The following is a 15,396-nucleotide window of genomic DNA, read 5'->3' on the forward strand; positions in this document are numbered from 1 at the left end:
GGCGTGAGTAACTACGAGGTTGCGGGCGTCGAGCTGGGTGACGCGGAACTGGCCGGCTCCACGACGGCCGGGCTCGAGCGGGTGGAGGAGCTGCTGCGCCGCGAGGTGCACAGCGACTACCGGTTCGTCACCGAGACGTCCCTGCACCTCATCGAGGCGGGCGGGAAGCGCTTCCGGCCGCTGTTCACGCTCCTCGGGGCGCAGATGGGGCCGCGCCCCGGGTCGTCGGAGGTGATCACGGCGGCCGCGGTCGTCGAGCTCATCCACCTGGCCACGCTCTACCATGACGACGTCATGGACTCCGCGACGATGCGCCGCGGCGCGGAGAGCGCGAACCACCGCTGGGACAACACCGTCGCCATCCTCACCGGCGACTTCCTGTTCGCCCACGCCTCGCGGCTGGTGGCCGACCTCGGGCCGGACGCGGTGCGGATCATCGCGCTGACGTTCGCCGAGCTGGTCACGGGCCAGATGCGCGAGACGCGCGGGCCGCGGCCCGACGAGGACCCGGTCGAGCACTACCTCGGCGTCATCGCGCAGAAGACCGGGTCGCTGATCGCCACCGCCGGCCGCTACGGCGGCATGTTCTCCGGGTGCACGCCCGAGCAGACCGAGTCGCTGCACCGGTTCGGCGCGATCGTCGGCACCGCGTTCCAGATCTCCGACGACATCATCGACATCGCCTCGGCGTCGGAGGACTCGGGCAAGACGCCGGGCACCGACCTGCGCGAGGGCGTGCACACGCTGCCGATGCTGTTCGCCATGCAGGGCTCCGGGGCCGACGCGGAGCGGCTGCGGGCGCTGCTGGCCCACCCGATCTCCGACGACGCGGAGGTCGACGAGGCGCTCACGCTCCTGCGCCGCGGCGACGGCATCGCCCGCGCCCGCGAGGTGCTCGCCGCGCAGGCCAAGGACGCGCAGCGCGAGCTCGAGCAGCTCCCGCGCTGCTCCGCGGCCGACGCGCTGGCCACGCTCACCGCCTACATGGTCGACCGCACCGCCTGACCGCCCGCTACGCCGGCGGGGCCAGGCGGGCGGCGCGGTCGGAGCGCGCCGTGCGCACCAGGTCGACGGTGAACACCACCAGCGCGGCCCACACGAGCACGAAGCCGACCCAGCGCAGCGGCGGGACCTCCTCGCGCACCACGAGCACGCCCCACAGGAACTGCAGCGTCGGGTTGATGTACATCAGCACGCCGATCGTGCTCATCGGCACCCGGCGGGCGCCCACGGCGTAGAGCAGCAGCGGCAGGGCCGTCACCGGACCGGCCGCGACCAGCAGCAGCAGGTGCCCGGGGCCGAACCCGGCCATCGTGCCGGTGCCGGTCAGCTCGAACCAGGCGATGACGCCCAGCGCCACCGGCCCCAGCGCGAGGCTCTCGGCCGTCAGGCCCGCGGCGGCCGTCAGCGGCACGGTGCTCTTGATCAGGCCGTAGAGGCCGAACGAGGTGGCCAGGACGAGCGCGACCCACGGCGGCCGCCCGCCCTCGACGGCGATCACCACCACCGCGACCACGGCGGTCGCGACGGCCGCCCACTGCGCGGGCCGCAGCCGCTCGCGCAGCACGACCACGGCGAGCAGCACGCTCACCAGCGGGCTCATGAAGTAGCCCAGCGCCGCCTCGATGACGAGCCCCGCGAACACCGACCCGATGTAGACGCCCCAGTTGACGGCGATGAACACCCCGCCCGCGAACACCGCGAGCCAGGACCGCAGCCGCAGCGTCGCGAGCTCGCCCCAGCCGCGCAGGACCGCCAGCACGCCGGCCATCAGCACGGCCGTCCACCCGATCCGGTGCGCCAGCACCTCGACCGGTGCGGCGGGCGCGAGCAGCGGCCAGAACGCCGGGAACAGCCCCCACATCGAGTACGCGGCGACCGCCGCTCCCACACCCCGCCCGGACAGCGCGGGCCGCTCGGCCCGGAGAACACTCACACCCTCCATCAGAACACCCCGACCGCCGCACTGCGGAGCCGGAAGGCGGTGCGCGAGGGCCTCGCCACAGCGTTCCGGCCCCGAAGTGCTGCCGTGTCGTGATCGTGTCGTGACTGCCGTCGGGGAGTTTTCGATCACTCGGGGTCCCGTCCCCCTCCCTGGAGCCGCCATGTCCTCCCTGCGCACCGCGCGCCTGCAGTGGTGCGCGGCGTTCCTCGCCGTGCCGACGCTGCTGGCGGGGATCGCGGCGGCCCGGGCGGAGCCGGACGCGGCCGTCCCCGTCGCCGCCCCGTCCACCGCCGAGGCGGCCTCCCTGCCGACGACGGTCGTCGCCGCGGCCCCGGTGACCGCCGCCGAGGGTGTGGTGCAGGTGCCGACGGCTCCGGCGCCCACCGCGGAGGAGGCGCCCGTCGCCGACCGGGTGGCGGCGCTCGTCGCGGCCTCCCCGGTGACGTTCCCGCCCAACAGCGCGGAGCTGCCGGGGGAGTCCGCGGAGACGGTGCGGGCCGTCGCCGCCGTGCTCGCCCCGTCCGACGCCGCGGTGCTGCTCGCGGGCCACATCGCCGACACCCCGGGCTCGCCGGAGGGCGCGCGGGGGCTGTCGGAGCGGCGGGCCGTCGCCGTCGCGCAGGCGCTCGTCGCGGGGGGCGTCGACCCCGCCCGCATCACGACGGTCGGCCTCGGCGCGACCGCACCACTGGACAGCCTCGCGGCCAGCCGGCGCGTCGAGTTCGAGATCAGGTAGGGGGAGCCGTGGCCTGGTTCGTCGCCCAGGTGTGGGTGCTGTGCGCCGTGGCGTTCCTGCTCGGGGCCGCGGTCACGTGGTTGCTGTTCGTGCGGCCGCTGCGCCGCGCCCGGCCACCGGAGCCGGCTCCCGAGCCGGTGACGGCCGCGGTGCCGGTGGCGGTGCCCGCGGCTCCGCCCGCGCCGCCGGAGGACCCGCCCGCACCGCCCGTCGACCCCGCGCTCGCGGCGCTCGACACGCCACCGGTGGGCCCGCCCGAGCGGCCCGGCCACCGCGCCCGCGCGGCGCTCGACCTGCTCGGCGTCGAGCCGTCCGGCCTGGCCCCGCCCATCCCGCAGCAGCACGGCCCCACCGACGACGACGAGGGGCGCGACCCCCGCTGACCCCGGGAACGACACCGCCCCTCCCCGCTGGGCGGGGAGGGGCGGCGGCGCGGGTGGTTCGCGGGTGGTCGCGTCAGCCGACGACGGTCCAGGTGTCGCGGCCGTTGAGCAGGGCCTGCAGGTCCGGCCCGCCCTTCGCGGCGGCGGCCTCCCGGGCCTGGTCCACCTGGGCGCGGGCGGCGTCGTCGTAGGTGGTGCGGTCGACGTTGCGGAAGATGCCCGTGACGGTGTGGGTGAGGTCCTGGTCGGAGAGCCGGGACAGGGCGAACGCGAGGTTGTGGTCGCGCGCGTCGTGCACCACGATCTCCGACGCGTCGACCTCGGCGGCCTTGGCGACGCCGAGCCCGAAGCCCTCGCGGACCACGGCGAAGGTGCCGAGGCCGTCGTCGCCGGCGGGGCCGAACCGGATCGGCTCACCGTCGGTGACGTGGATCAGGCGCTCCTCGACGTCGTCACCCTTGCGCAGGACGTCGAAGGACCCGTCGTTGAAGATCGGGCAGTCCTGGAAGATCTCGACCAGGGCGGTGCCGCGGTGCGCGGCGGCCGCGCCGAGGACGGCGGTGAGGCCCTTGCGGTCGGAGTCGATGGCCCGCCCGACGAAGGTGGCCTCGGCGCCCAGCGCGAGCGACACGGGGTTGAAGGGGAAGTCGACCGAGCCCATCGGCGTGGACTTGGTGACCTTCCCGACCTCGGACGTCGGCGAGTACTGGCCCTTGGTCAGCCCGTAGATCCGGTTGTTGAACAGCAGGATCTTGAGGTTGACGTTGCGGCGCAGCGCGTGGATCAGGTGGTTGCCGCCGATGGACAGCGCGTCGCCGTCACCGGTGACGACCCACACCGACAGGTCGGGCCGGGACACGGCCAGGCCGGTGGCGATGGTCGGGGCGCGCCCGTGGATCGAGTGCATCCCGTAGGTGTTGAGGTAGTACGGGAACCGGCTGGAGCAGCCGATCCCGGACACGAAGACGGTGTTCTCGCGCTTGATCCCCAGCGTGGGGAGGAACTGGCGCACGGCGGCCAGGACGGCGTAGTCGCCGCAGCCGGGGCACCAGCGCACCTCCTGGTCGGAGGTGAAGTCCTTCGCGGTCTGCTTGTCGGTCGTGGTGGGGACCCCGTCGAGTCCCCCGATCGAGGGCAGGCCCAGGTCCAGGGCGGTCATGCGTGCACTCCAGCGTTGATTCCCGTGTCGAGGTAGCTCAGGAACAGGTCCTGCAGTTCCTCGGCCTTGAACGGCAGCCCGGTGACGTTGGTGTAGCTCTTGGCGTCGACGAGGTAGCGGGCGCGCAGCAGCAGCACGAGCTGTCCGAGGTTCATCTCGGGCACCAGCACGGTGCGGTAGCTCGCGAGGACCTCGCCGAGGTTGGCCGGCAGCGGGTTGAGGTGGCGCAGGTGGGCCTGCGCGACGCTGTGGCCCATCGCGCGGACGCGGCGGGCCCCGGCCCCGATCGGGCCGTAGGTGGAGCCCCAGCCCAGCACGAGCAGCTCGGCGTCGCCGTCGGGGTCGTCGACCTGCAGGTCGGGCACCGTGATGCCGTCGACCTTGGCCGCGCGCAGCCGCACCATGCGGTCGTGGTTGGCCGGGTCGTAGGAGATCGAGCCGCGGCCGTCGGCCTTCTCCAGGCCGCCGATGCGGTGCTCCAGGCCCTTGGTGCCCGGGATGGCCCAGGGGCGGGCGAGGGTGTCGTCGTCGCGCAGGTAGGGCCAGAACTCGCCCGACCCGTCGGGGGCGTTGGGCTCGGTGGCGAAGCCGGGGTCGACCGGGGTGAGGGTGCCGATGTCGGGCACCTTCCACGGCTCGGACCCGTTGGCCAGCGACCCGTCGGACAGCAGCAGCACCGGGGTGCGGTAGGTGACCGCGATCCGGGCCGCCTCCAGGGCGGCGTCGAAGCAGTCGCCCGGGCTCTGCGGGGCCACGATCGGGACCGGCGACTCGCCGTTGCGCCCGAACATCGCGTGCAGCAGGTCGGCCTGCTCGGTCTTGGTCGGCAGCCCGGTGGACGGGCCGCCGCGCTGGACGTCGATGACGATCATCGGCAGCTCCAGGGCCACCGCGAGACCGACGGTCTCCGACTTCAGCGACAGGCCCGGCCCGGAGGTCGTGGTGACCCCGAGCGCGCCGCCGAAGCTCGCGCCCAGCGCCGCACCCACACCGGAGATCTCGTCCTCGGCCTGGAACGTCGTCACGTTGAACGACTTGTGCTTGGACAGCTCGTGGAGGATGTCGCTGGCCGGGGTGATCGGGTAGGAGCCCAGGAACACCGGCAGCCCGGTGGTGCGCCCGGCGGCGACCAGGCCGTAGGACAGCGCGGTGTTGCCGGTGATCTGCCGGTAGGTGCCGGTCGGCAGCGGGGCCGGCTTGACCTGGTAGGTGACCGCGAACGCCTCGGTGGTCTCGCCGTAGGCGTGCCCGGCCTTGAACGCCAGGATGTTGGCCTCGGCCAGGTCGGGGCGCCGCGCGAACTTCTCCCGCAGGAACCGCTCGGTGCCCTCGTGGGGGCGGTGGTACATCCACGAGAGCAGCCCGAGCGCGAACATGTTCTTGGCCCGCTCGGCGTCCTTCTTGGAGAGGCCGGTCTCGGACAGCGCGCCCATCGTCAGGGTGGCCATCGCGACCTTGTGCACGGCGTACTGGGCCAGCGAGTCGTCCTCGAGCGGGTCGGCGGCGTAGCCGACCTTGGTGAGGTTGCGCTTGGTGAACTCGTCGGTGTTGACGATCAGCACCCCGCCCGGGGGCAGGTCGGCGACGTTGGCCTTGAGCGCGGCCGGGTTCATCGCCACCAGCACGTCGGGGCGGTCGCCGGGGGTCAGGATGTCGTAGTTCGCGAAGTGCAGCTGGAACGACGACACCCCCGGCAGGGTGCCGGCAGGTGCGCGGATCTCGGCGGGGAAGTTCGGCAGCGTCGAGAGGTCGTTGCCGAACGCGGCGGTCTCGGAGGTGAAGCGGTCACCGGTGAGCTGCATGCCGTCGCCGGAGTCACCCGCGAAACGGATGACCACCCGGTCCTTCTCCACGACCTCGGTGCGGTCGACAGCGGTGTCGGGGGTGGCAGTCATGGGTAGGTCGTGTCCTCGTTCCGGACGGGTGTGGAGAGTACTCAACGGCGAGGTTAACTCCCGTTTCGCTCCAGTGTCCTCGCACCCTGCCCGATGTCACACCCGACGGTCAGGCCCGTGTGCCGCGCTCAGGAACGCTTGATCTTCGCCTGCAGCGCGGCGAGCCGCGTGCGGAACTCCTCGGAGTGCACCGACTCGGCCTGCGCGCGCACCTCGACCTCCAGCGCGTCGAGCTGCGACGCCATCGACGCCGTGAGCCGCAGGGTGGCCTTGGTGGCCAGCGTGAGGTCGCGCGGGTTCGCGGCGGCGCGGGCGGCCATCTCGACGGCGGCGCCCACCACGTCGTCGACGGTGCGGTGGACGAGCCCGATCCGCTGCGCCTCCTCGGCGTCGACGACCTCGCCGAACAGCGTCAGCGCCGCCGCCCCCTGCGCGCCGAGCACGCGGTGCGCCATCCACGTGTAGCCGCCGCCGGGGTGCAGGCCCAGCGGCAGGAACCGGGCGTCGAACTTCGCCTTCGGGCCGGCGAGGCGGACGTCGGCGGCGAGCGCGAGGTTGAGCCCGGCGCCGACCGCGGCCCCGTTGACGGCGGCGATCGTCGGCAGTGGGCACTCGGCGAGCGCGAGGAAGCCGCCGTAGACGCGGCGCAGGGTCGCGGGGTCGGCCGTCGCGAGCTCGGCGAGGTCGCCGCCCGCGCAGAAGCCGGGGTCCTCCCCGGTGACGACGACCGCGCCGACCTCCGGGTCCGCCACGGCCGCGGCGATCGCGTCGGCGAGCAGCCCGGACAGCTCCAGGTTCATCGCGTTGCGCCGCGCCGGGTGCGACAGGGTGAGGACGGCGACGCCGTCGGTCGTCGCGCGGTGCACCGCGATCTCGGGACTGGTGATGTCGGCCATGGGGGCATCCTGCACCAGCGGCGGCTACCGTCCGGTACATGTCCCTGTCCGTGCCCGACGGCGCCGTCCGTCCCGCCTCGCACCCCGACACCCCCGCGCCCGGCACCGAGCTGCCGCCGCACTTCCGCGGCTGCTTCGGCTGCGGCGAGCTGGAGGGCGGGCTGCGGCTGCGGCAGACCGTCGGCGAGGACGTGGCGGTGACCAGCACCTTCGCCGTGCAGCGCCACCACCAGGGCGCGCCGGGGATCGCGCACGGCGGCGTGATCGCGGCCGCCTTCGACGAGGTGTTCGGGGCGCTCGCCGTGCACCACCGCGAGCCCTCGGTCACCGCCGAGCTGCAGACGCGGTTCCGCCGTCCCGTGCCCGTGGGATCGGTGCTGCACCTGCGCACGCGCATCGACGCGCGCGACGGCCGCAAGATCTGGTGCTCCGGCGAGGGCCGCCTCGACTCGCCGGACGGGCCGGTCGCGGTCGAGGCGACGGCGCTGTTCGTCACGGTGCCGATGGAGCACTTCACCACCCACGGCGCCCCGCACTAGCGCCGTGGCGTGGCGGAACTGGGCGGGCAACCAGCGCACCGAGCCCGTCCGCACGGTGGTGGCGCGCGACGCGGGTGACGTCGTCGAGGCGGTCCGCGCGGCCGAGCGCGACGGGCTGCGGGTCAAGGCCGTCGGCTCCGGGCACTCGTTCACCGGGATCGGCGTGCCCGACGGCGTCGCGCTCGTCGCGCCCGCGGACCCGGGGGCCGTCCGGTTCGACGGCGAGCTGGTCACGGTGCCCGCCGGCCTGGCCCTGCACCGGCTCAACGCGCTGCTGTGGGAGCACGGGCGGGCGCTGCCCAACCTCGGCGACATCGACGTCCAGACCGTCGCCGGCGCGATCTCCACCGGCACCCACGGCACCGGCGCCGCGCACCGGGGGATCGCCGCGCAGGTCCGCGCGCTCGACCTCGTCGCCGCCGACGGGACGCTGCTGCACTGCTCGCCGTCGGAGCACCCGGAGGTGTTCTCCGCGGCCCGGGTCGGGCTCGGGGCGCTCGGCGTGCTGGTCGGCGTCACCCTCGCGACGGTGCCCGCGTTCCGGCTGCACGCCGTCGAGGAGGCGGTGCCGCTGGCCGCCGTGCTCGCCGACCTCGACGGGCTGATGACCTCCGCCGACCACGTCGAGTTCTACTGGTTCCCGCACACCGACGTGGCCGCGACCAAGCGCAACCACCGCACCGAGGCCCGCGCCCCGCGCCGCGGCCGGGTCGCGGGGTGGGTCGGCGACGAGCTCCTGGGCAACGCCGGGTTCGGGGCCGTCGGGCGTCTCGGGCGCACCGCGCCGTCGCTGGTGCCCCGGCTCAACCGGTTCGTCGCCGCGCGGATGGCGTCCGCCGAGTACGTCGACCGCTCCTACCGCGTGTTCACCAGCCCGCGCCGCGTGCGGTTCCTGGAGATGGAGTACGCGGTGCCGCGCGAGGCGCTGGGCGAGGCGTTCGACGGGCTGCGCGCCGCAGCCGCCCGCCACGCGCGCGACGTGCTGTTCCCGGTGGAGGTGCGCGTCGCCGCCGCCGACGACGTGCCGCTGTCCACCGCGTGCGGTCGCGACAGCGCCTACCTCGCCGTGCACGTGCACCGCGGGCAGCCGCACGAGGCGTACTTCGGGGCCGTGGAGCAGGTGATGCGCGCGCTCGACGGGCGCCCGCACTGGGGCAAGCTGCACACGCGCACGGCGGCCGACCTGCGCCCGTCCTACCCGGGCCTCGACGCGTTCACCGCCCTGCGCGACCGCCTCGACCCGGCACGCCGGTTCACCAACGCCTACCTGGAGCGGGTACTCGGATGAGGGTCACGGACCTGACCACCCCGGCGCTGCTCGTCGACGTCGACGCGCTGGACGCCAACCTGGCCGACATGGCGCAGGCGCTGCCCGGCCCGCGGCTGCGCCCGCACGTCAAGGCGCACAAGACGACCGAGCTGGCCCGCCGGCAGGCCGGGGTCGGCCACGCCGGCTTCACCTGCGCCACGGTCCGCGAGGTGGAGGGCATGACCGCGGCCGGGTTGGGGGAGGACCTGCTGCTGGCCAACGAGGTCCTCGACGCCCGCCGCCTCGGCGCCCTCGACGCCCGCGTGACGCTCGCGGTCGACTCCGAGGAGACGCTCGCGGCGGCCGTCGCGGGCGGGGTGCGGGAGGTGCTCGTCGACGTCAACATCGGGCTGCCCCGCTGCGGGATCGCCCCCGACCGGGCCGGCCGGCTCGCCGACCGCGCCCGCGCCGCCGGGCTCACCGTCCGCGGCGTCATGGGCTACGAGGGGCACCTGATGATGCTCGGCGACGTGGCCGAGCGCGCCCGCCTCACCGAGGAGTGCATGGGGCGCCTGCTCGCGGCGCACGCCGACGTCGGCGGCGAGCTGGTCTCCGGCGGCGGCACCGGCACGTACGCGCTCAACACGTGGGTCACCGAGGTGCAGGCCGGCTCCTACGCGCTGATGGACACCGCCTACACCGCGGCCGGGCTGCCGTTCCGCCAGGCGCTGACCGTGCTGGGCACCGTGATCTCGGTGACGGCGCCGGCGGGGGAGGTGCCGGGCTGGGCGGTCGCCGACGTCGGGCTCAAGGCGCTGGGCATGGACCACGGCAACCCGGCCGTGCCGGGGGCGCAGGTCTGGTTCTGCTCCGACGAGCACCTGACGTTCGCGCCCGACGAGCCGCTGCGCGTGGGCGACCGGGTGCGGGTGGTGCCCGCGCACGTCGACCCGACCGTCACCCTGCACGAGCGGATGCACCTGGTGCGCGGGGACGACGCCGACGACCCCGAGGTGCTGGACACGTGGGCGGTCGACCTGCGGGGCTGGTGACTCACACCCCGAGCTCGTCGGCGACGGGGCGCCACGCCTCCCACACCTCCGCCGCCCACCGCCGCACGACCGCGCAGTGCTCGGCGGCGTCCCGGGCGCGGGCGACGTCGGCGATCCCGGTGCCGGGCGGGCGTTCCACGCGCCGGACGGGCCCCGGCGGGTGCGCCCGCAGCCGCTCCGAGGTGCGCCGGACGTGCGCGCGCAGCCGGGTGCCGTCGAGCCCGTCGTCCAGGGCGGCGCGCAGGACCGACAGCAGCGCGGCGACGGTGTGGTCGCTCCCGCCGTCCGCGTGGTCGAGCCGGTACGCCGCCACGGTGAGCTGGTGGACCGCGAAGTACGCCGGGTCCTCGAACTCGCGGGCGAGCACGGTGTCGAAAGCCGGGTCGGAGGCCGGATCGGACGCCGGGTCGGGGCTCACCCGCGCCGCCGGAACGTGACCTGCAGGGCGTCGCGGCGGCGGTCCGAGCGGTTGCGGGTGCCCGAGTGCCACAGGTGCCCGTCGAGCACCACGGCCGACCCCGCGGACAGCGCCACCCGGACCTCGCCGGGCCACGTGCGGTCCACCGTGTCGCCCGGCGCGGTGCGGCGCCAGCGGTGCGTGCCGGGCACGAGGCGCGTCGCGCCGCCGTCCTCGGCGACGTCGACGAGCGCCACGATCGCCACCGCCACCTGCGGCTCGGGCGGCGGCGGGCCGGCGAAGTCGGCGTGCAGGGCCTGCGCCCCGAAGCCCGGCTGCGGCGCGCGGACGTGCAGGGCCCCGCGCACCGGGTCGGGCCCGAGCACGTGCTCCACGGCGGCGACGAGCCGCGGCGCGGTCCAGACGGCCTCGACCGCGGGCCCGCGCAGGTCGTCGACGTGCAGGGTGCCGCCGGGGCCGCGGGGGCCGTCGCGGTCCAGGGCGTCGGCCATCGCGGCGCGCACGGCGTCGAGGAGGTCGGCGTCGAGCAGGCCGTCGAGGACGACGTAGCCGTCGGTGTCGAGCGTGGTCACGCGCCGAGGGTGCGACCTGACAGCGGGTGGAGGTCAAGCGGTTTCGGAACACCACCCGGTCGTGGCTCGTTGACACGACAAGCGATACCGGAAGGGACGGACCTCGTCATGAACGGCCTCAAGACCGCGCTGCTGCTCGGCGGGATGAGCGGGCTCCTGCTGCTCGTCGGGTCGCTGTTCGGGCGGACCGGGCTGGTCGTCGCCGTGGTGGCCGCGCTGGCGGTCAACGGCTGGGCCTACTTCAGGTCGGACGTGGTCGCGCTGCGGGCGATGCACGCGCGGCCCGTCACCGAGCCGGAGCACCCGGCGATGTACCGGATCGTCCGCGAGCTCTCCCGCGCGGCCCGCCAGCCGATGCCGCGCCTCTACATCTCCCCGACCGCGGCGCCCAACGCGTTCGCGACCGGGCGCGACCCCCGCCACGCCGCCGTGTGCGCCACCACCGGGCTGCTGGAGATGCTCGACGAGCGTGAGCTGCGGGCCGTCCTGGGCCACGAGCTCTCCCACGTGTACAACCGCGACATCCTCATCTCCTCGGTCGCGGGCGCCCTCGCCACGGCCGTCGGCTTCCTCGCCAACACGGCCCTGTTCTCCGGCCTGTTCGGCGGCGCCGACGACGACCGGCCCAACCCGGTGGCGATGCTGCTGATCGCGCTGCTCGGCCCGGTCGCCGCGGGCCTGGTGCAGATGGCCGTGAGCCGGTCGCGGGAGTACCAGGCCGACGCCAGCGGTGCCGCGCTCACCGGCGACCCCCTCGCGCTCGCCTCCGCCCTGCGCAAGCTCGCCGTCGGCACCCAGCTCGCGCCGCTGCCGCCCGACCCGCAGCTCACCGCGCAGTCGCATCTGATGATCGCCAGCCCGTTCCGCGCCGGCGACCAGATGGCCCGGCTGTTCGCCACGCACCCGCCGATGGAGGACCGCATCCGCCGGCTCGAGCAGATGGGCCTGCACCGGCACTGAGCGCGACCCCGGGGGCGCTGCTGGGGAGCGCTACTCGGGAGCGGGAGGCGGGAACAGCCGCGTCAGCCACTCCTGCCACGCCGCCGTGACGGCCTTCGCGTCCACCGGCGCGCCGTAGAAGTAGTGGTAGGCGCTGACCCCGCACCCGGCCTCGCCCTCGGCGCCGATGCGGTGCAGACCGTCCGCCGAGCGGATCCCGAGGAACTCCGGGCTGACCACGTCGACCACGCCGGTGACGGGCGGGGGCCCGTCGGGGGTGAGCGTGACGGTCTCCCCGAGCGACGGCGGCCCGGCCAGCCCGAGCGCCGCGTGCAGCACCGGCCAGACCGCGCTCGCGCCGCCCGCGGTCCAGCCCATGGCCAGCGCGTTCTGCACCGGCTGCCCGGCGAAGTGCCGGAGGTAGGCGCGCAGGTTGTCGAAGAACAGGTCCCAGCCGGCGTCGAAGCTGTCGAACTCGGCCTCCCAGTCGTCACCGGAGAAGCCGCTCTGCACGAACCGCAGCACCGTGCCGCCGCCGTCGCGACCCTCGACGAGGAACTCGAAGGCGTGCCCGCCGCCCTCGGTCGAGTCGTAGGCGAGGCGCCTGCCCGGCTCCCACGCCGTCACCCGGCCGGTGCCCTGGAACCCACCGCCGAAGTCGGCGGAGATCGCCCCGCCCTCGCGCGGCTCGACCTCGTGCGGGACGAACCACGTCGCGATCCCCGGCCCGGTCGCGACGGCCTCCCACACCTCCTCGGGGCTCGCGTCGAGCTCGACGGACTTCTCCAGGCGCCGCTCGCTCACGGTCGCTCCTCTCGGGTCTGCGTGTCGTGGTCCTGCGTGTCGGGCCGCGTGTCGGGGATCAGGGGGTGGACGGCGACGACGAGGCGGTGCCGACGTCCGCCGGGCACCGCGTCGTCGTGGTACCGGGCGACCAGCGCGGTGACCGCGGCGGTGAGGTCCTCGGCGAAGGCCGCGCGGTCGGCGGCCGAGGCGAACCGGACCTCGGCGTCGATCGCGAGGGTCGCCAGCCGCTTCCGGGCGGCCGCCGCCCCGGCGAGCAGACCGCCGACCTCGCGCACCGTGCGGGCGGCGAGCGCCACCAGCCAGCGGGCGGAGAGCCGGTCGGGCGCGCGGGCGGGGTCGGGCGCGACCGCGCCGAGCGCCGCGGGAGAGATGACGTAGCTCGCCGCGGTCGCCCGCATCACGCGCTCGGTCATGTTCCCCCGGCGCCGCTCCTCCACCAGTTCGACGAGCCCGTGCTGCTCCAGCGTGCGCAGGTGGTAGTTGACCTTCTGCCGGGTCAGGCCGACCGTCGCCGCGAGCGTGGTGGCCGACCCCGGCTCCACGAGCGCGGCGAGCAGCCGCGCGCGGATCGGGTCGAGCGAGACCCCGGCCGCGGCCGGGTCGTCGATGACGGTCAGTTCCTCCTGCACCCGACCACCGTGTCACCGACAACTTTTCTTGTCAACGGCTACGGCGTGCGCCCGAACCGCCCCAGGAGCTCCGCCTGAGCGTCGTCGCCGGGCCACTCGACGCGCGGCCCGATCTCGCCGATGCGCTGGTAGAGCGCCTCGGTGTCGACGCGGAACCAGTCGAGCACCTCGGCGCACACCTCGGGGTCGAGCGTCTCGTCGGCGCCCAGGGCGCGGGCCAGGTCCCAGGTGTGCACGAGGTGGTCGGCGGCGAGCTGCAGGACGTACTCACGGCCGGGGCGGTCGCCGAACGACAGGTGCACGGTGCGCTCCAGCGCCCCGTCGGCCTCCACGGCGGCCAGCGCGGCGGCGGCCGCCTCCTCGATGGTGGCGACCGGGTCGGGGCCCAGCAGGTCGCCGTCGAACCGGTCGCCGACCTCCTCGATCGTCGCGCCGCCCAGCAGCGGCGGGGTCCAGCGCTCCTCGTGCACGAGGTGGTGGACCAGCGTCCGGACGTCCCAGCCCGGCAGCGGGGTCGGCGCGTCCCACGCGCGCTCGATCGTGCGCACGCGCTCGGTGAACCCGGCACTGCACCTGGCGTAGATCTCGCGGACGTCCATGCGGTGATTGTCGGGGGTGCGGGGCATCCTGTCGGCATGGGCGACACCGACCTGTCGACGACGAGCGAGCACGGCGTGCTCGGGGTCCGCGACGTCGACTTCACCCTCGAGCGCCTCCCGCCCGCCCCCGACCTCGCCGCGCTCGTCGAGCGGCACTGGGTCGTCACGTGGGAGCTGCCGCCCGGGCGCGAGGCCTCGGTCACGCTGCTGCCGCACCCCTGCGTCAACCTGGTGCTCGACGCCGGGCGCCTCGGCATCTCGGGCGTCGGGCTCGGCCGCTTCACCTACGCCTACCGCGGCACCGGCCGGGTCGTCGGCGTCAAGTTCCGGCCGGGCGCCTTCCTGCCGTTCCTGGGCCGCCCGGTCGGCGACATCACGGGCACGGCCGTTCCGGCGTCGGCGCTGTGGGGCCCGGCGGCCGACGCGCTCGCCGCCCGGATGACGGGCCCGGTCGAGGTGCTGGTCGAGCGGGTCGAGGCGTTCCTGCGCGAGCGGTGGCCGGAGCACGACCCGCAGGTCGAGCTCGTCGGGCGGATCGTCGCCGCGCTGCTGCACGACCGCACGATCACCCGCGTCGACGACGTCACCGACCGGTTCGGCCTCACCCCGCGCACGCTGCAGCGGCTGTTCCGGCGCTACGTCGGCGTCAGCCCGAAGTGGGTGCTGCGCCGCTACCGGCTGCACGAGGCCGCCGCGGCGCTGGCCGCCGAGCAGCACCGGCCGTGGGCGGAGATCGCCGCGGAGCTGGGCTACTACGACCAGTCGCACTTCATCCGCGACTTCACCGACGCCATCGGCATGCCGCCGCTGGCCTACGCCGCGGCCTGCCGCCGCCGGGAAGCGCCGGTGAGCGCGTGAGCGGGCTGCGGGTCCGGCGCCGGGGGAGCGGTGCGCCCACCGTGCTGCTGCTGCACGGGCTCGGCGCCACGTCCGACGTGTGGGAGGGCGTCGCCGCCTCGCTCGCCCCCCTGGTGTGCGTGGCGCCCGACCTCCCCGGCCACGGCGGCTCGCCCCCGCTGCCCGGCTACACGTTCGCGGCGGTGGCCGACGCCGTCGCCGGTCTGGTCGACCCGTCGGGCACGCTCGTGCTCGGGCACTCCTTCGGCGGGGTCGTCGGGCTGCACCTGGCGAACGCGCCGGGCGTCCGGGCGGTGGTGGGGCTGGGGATCAAGGTCGAGTGGGCGTCCGACGAGCTCGCCCGCGGCGCCGCGATGGCCGCCCGGGGCCCCGCGCTGTTCGACACCCGCGAGGAGGCGGTGGAGCGGCACCTGCGCCTGTCCGGGCTCACCGGGCTGGTCGAGCCGGACGACGTCGACGCCGGGGTGGTGCAGGAGGGCGGGCGGTGGCGGGCGGCGCTCGACGTGCGCGCGTTCGGCGTCGGCGACCCGGAGATGACGGCGCTGGTCGCCGGCGCCCGCGTGCCGGTGCGGCTGGCCCGCGGCGAGCACGACCGGATGGTCAGCACCGCGCACCTGCGCGAGCTCGTGCCCGATCCCGTCGACCTGCCGGGGCTCGGGCACAACGCCCACGTCGAGGCGCCGTCGGCGGTCGCGGCGCTGCTCGGCCCGTTCCGGTAGG

The 15,396-nt window shown here is 75.3% G+C and carries 18 protein-coding genes; 9 read left to right on the top strand and 9 right to left on the bottom strand.

Going from position 1 to position 15,396, the window contains the following annotated elements; genetic code table 11:
* Nucleotides 1-3: 3 nt before the first annotated feature.
* Nucleotides 4-1,005 (top strand): polyprenyl synthetase family protein, encoded by a 1,002-nt coding sequence (locus HOP40_RS11640; protein WP_172157576.1) that lies wholly within the window; start codon nt 4-6, stop codon nt 1,003-1,005.
* A gap of 7 nt (nt 1,006-1,012) precedes the next feature.
* On the opposite strand, the gene rarD is transcribed toward HOP40_RS11640, so the two are convergent.
* Nucleotides 1,013-1,936 carry an EamA family transporter RarD gene (gene rarD / locus HOP40_RS11645; protein ID WP_240157631.1) on the bottom strand — a complete coding sequence of 308 codons (924 nt, stop codon included), beginning with the start codon at nt 1,934-1,936 and terminating at the stop codon, nt 1,013-1,015.
* Between the two features lie 169 nt (nt 1,937-2,105).
* Here rarD and HOP40_RS11650 point away from each other — a divergent pair, with 169 nt between their 5' ends.
* A complete protein-coding gene (locus tag HOP40_RS11650) occupies nt 2,106-2,681 on the top strand; it encodes an OmpA family protein (RefSeq protein ID WP_172157579.1) in 576 nt (191 codons plus the stop codon).
* An 8-nt stretch (nt 2,682-2,689) separates the two neighbouring features.
* Nucleotides 2,690-3,064: a hypothetical protein gene (locus HOP40_RS11655; protein ID WP_172153783.1), complete on the top strand. Its 375-nt coding sequence runs from the start codon at nt 2,690-2,692 to the stop codon at nt 3,062-3,064.
* 73 nt (nt 3,065-3,137) lie between these two features.
* Here the strand turns inward: HOP40_RS11655 and HOP40_RS11660 are convergent, their stop codons facing one another.
* From HOP40_RS11660 to HOP40_RS11670, 3 genes are all read right to left on the bottom strand, one after another.
* Entirely contained in the window at nt 3,138-4,223 is a 1,086-nt protein-coding gene (locus HOP40_RS11660; RefSeq protein WP_172157580.1) for a 2-oxoacid:ferredoxin oxidoreductase subunit beta, read from the bottom strand.
* Nucleotides 4,220-6,118, bottom strand: coding sequence for a 2-oxoacid:acceptor oxidoreductase subunit alpha (locus tag HOP40_RS11665; protein ID WP_172157581.1), 1,899 nt, complete (start codon nt 6,116-6,118; stop codon nt 4,220-4,222). The genes HOP40_RS11660 and HOP40_RS11665 overlap by 4 nt, the downstream gene beginning before the upstream one ends.
* Nucleotides 6,119-6,246: 128 nt before the next feature.
* Nucleotides 6,247-7,014: an enoyl-CoA hydratase gene (locus HOP40_RS11670; RefSeq protein WP_172157582.1), complete on the bottom strand. Its 768-nt coding sequence runs from the start codon at nt 7,012-7,014 to the stop codon at nt 6,247-6,249.
* Nucleotides 7,015-7,052: 38 nt separating this feature from the next.
* Here HOP40_RS11670 and HOP40_RS11675 point away from each other — a divergent pair, with 38 nt between their 5' ends.
* The 3 genes from HOP40_RS11675 to HOP40_RS11685 are packed head-to-tail and all read left to right on the top strand — an operon-like array spanning nt 7,053 to nt 9,854.
* Nucleotides 7,053-7,553 carry a PaaI family thioesterase gene (locus HOP40_RS11675; protein ID WP_172157583.1) on the top strand — a complete coding sequence of 167 codons (501 nt, stop codon included), beginning with the start codon at nt 7,053-7,055 and terminating at the stop codon, nt 7,551-7,553.
* A gap of 4 nt (nt 7,554-7,557) precedes the next feature.
* Nucleotides 7,558-8,841, top strand: coding sequence for a D-arabinono-1,4-lactone oxidase (locus HOP40_RS11680; protein WP_172157584.1), 1,284 nt, complete (start codon nt 7,558-7,560; stop codon nt 8,839-8,841).
* Nucleotides 8,838-9,854, top strand: a complete 1,017-nt coding sequence (locus HOP40_RS11685; RefSeq protein ID WP_172157585.1) for an alanine racemase — start codon at nt 8,838-8,840, stop codon at nt 9,852-9,854. Before HOP40_RS11680 ends, HOP40_RS11685 begins: the two co-directional genes overlap by 4 nt.
* A 1-nt stretch (nt 9,855) precedes the next feature.
* On the opposite strand, the gene HOP40_RS11690 is transcribed toward HOP40_RS11685, so the two are convergent.
* Nucleotides 9,856-10,272: a DUF5946 family protein gene (locus HOP40_RS11690; RefSeq protein ID WP_172157586.1), complete on the bottom strand. Its 417-nt coding sequence runs from the start codon at nt 10,270-10,272 to the stop codon at nt 9,856-9,858.
* Complete coding sequence (locus HOP40_RS11695) at nt 10,269-10,844, bottom strand: phytanoyl-CoA dioxygenase family protein (RefSeq protein ID WP_172157587.1); 576 nt, start codon at nt 10,842-10,844, stop codon at nt 10,269-10,271. The genes HOP40_RS11690 and HOP40_RS11695 overlap by 4 nt, the downstream gene beginning before the upstream one ends.
* A 108-nt stretch (nt 10,845-10,952) precedes the next feature.
* Here HOP40_RS11695 and htpX point away from each other — a divergent pair, with 108 nt between their 5' ends.
* The gene (gene htpX / locus HOP40_RS11700; RefSeq protein WP_172157588.1) at nt 10,953-11,804 is read left to right on the top strand and encodes a zinc metalloprotease HtpX; all 852 of its coding nucleotides are present in this window, start codon (nt 10,953-10,955) and stop codon (nt 11,802-11,804) included.
* A gap of 30 nt (nt 11,805-11,834) precedes the next feature.
* Here htpX and HOP40_RS11705 read toward each other — a convergent pair whose 3' ends face one another.
* The 3 genes from HOP40_RS11705 to HOP40_RS11715 are packed head-to-tail and all read right to left on the bottom strand — an operon-like array spanning nt 11,835 to nt 13,818.
* Nucleotides 11,835-12,587, bottom strand: coding sequence for an SRPBCC family protein (locus tag HOP40_RS11705; protein ID WP_172157589.1), 753 nt, complete (start codon nt 12,585-12,587; stop codon nt 11,835-11,837).
* On the bottom strand, nt 12,584-13,207 hold the full coding sequence (locus tag HOP40_RS11710) for an ArsR/SmtB family transcription factor (RefSeq protein WP_172168243.1): 624 nt from the start codon (nt 13,205-13,207) through the stop codon (nt 12,584-12,586). Before HOP40_RS11710 ends, HOP40_RS11705 begins: the two co-directional genes overlap by 4 nt.
* Nucleotides 13,208-13,257: 50 nt before the next feature.
* A complete protein-coding gene (locus HOP40_RS11715; protein ID WP_172157591.1) occupies nt 13,258-13,818 on the bottom strand; it encodes a TIGR03086 family metal-binding protein in 561 nt (186 codons plus the stop codon).
* A 36-nt stretch (nt 13,819-13,854) separates the two neighbouring features.
* Here HOP40_RS11715 and HOP40_RS11720 point away from each other — a divergent pair, with 36 nt between their 5' ends.
* Both HOP40_RS11720 and HOP40_RS11725 read left to right on the top strand, forming a co-directional pair.
* Nucleotides 13,855-14,676 (top strand): helix-turn-helix domain-containing protein, encoded by an 822-nt coding sequence (locus HOP40_RS11720; protein WP_172157593.1) that lies wholly within the window; start codon nt 13,855-13,857, stop codon nt 14,674-14,676.
* Nucleotides 14,673-15,395: an alpha/beta fold hydrolase gene (locus HOP40_RS11725; protein WP_172157595.1), complete on the top strand. Its 723-nt coding sequence runs from the start codon at nt 14,673-14,675 to the stop codon at nt 15,393-15,395. The genes HOP40_RS11720 and HOP40_RS11725 overlap by 4 nt, the downstream gene beginning before the upstream one ends.
* Nucleotide 15,396 lies beyond the last annotated feature (1 nt).

This window comes from Pseudonocardia broussonetiae (assembly GCF_013155125.1).
GTDB classification, from domain to species: domain Bacteria; phylum Actinomycetota; class Actinomycetes; order Mycobacteriales; family Pseudonocardiaceae; genus Pseudonocardia; species Pseudonocardia broussonetiae.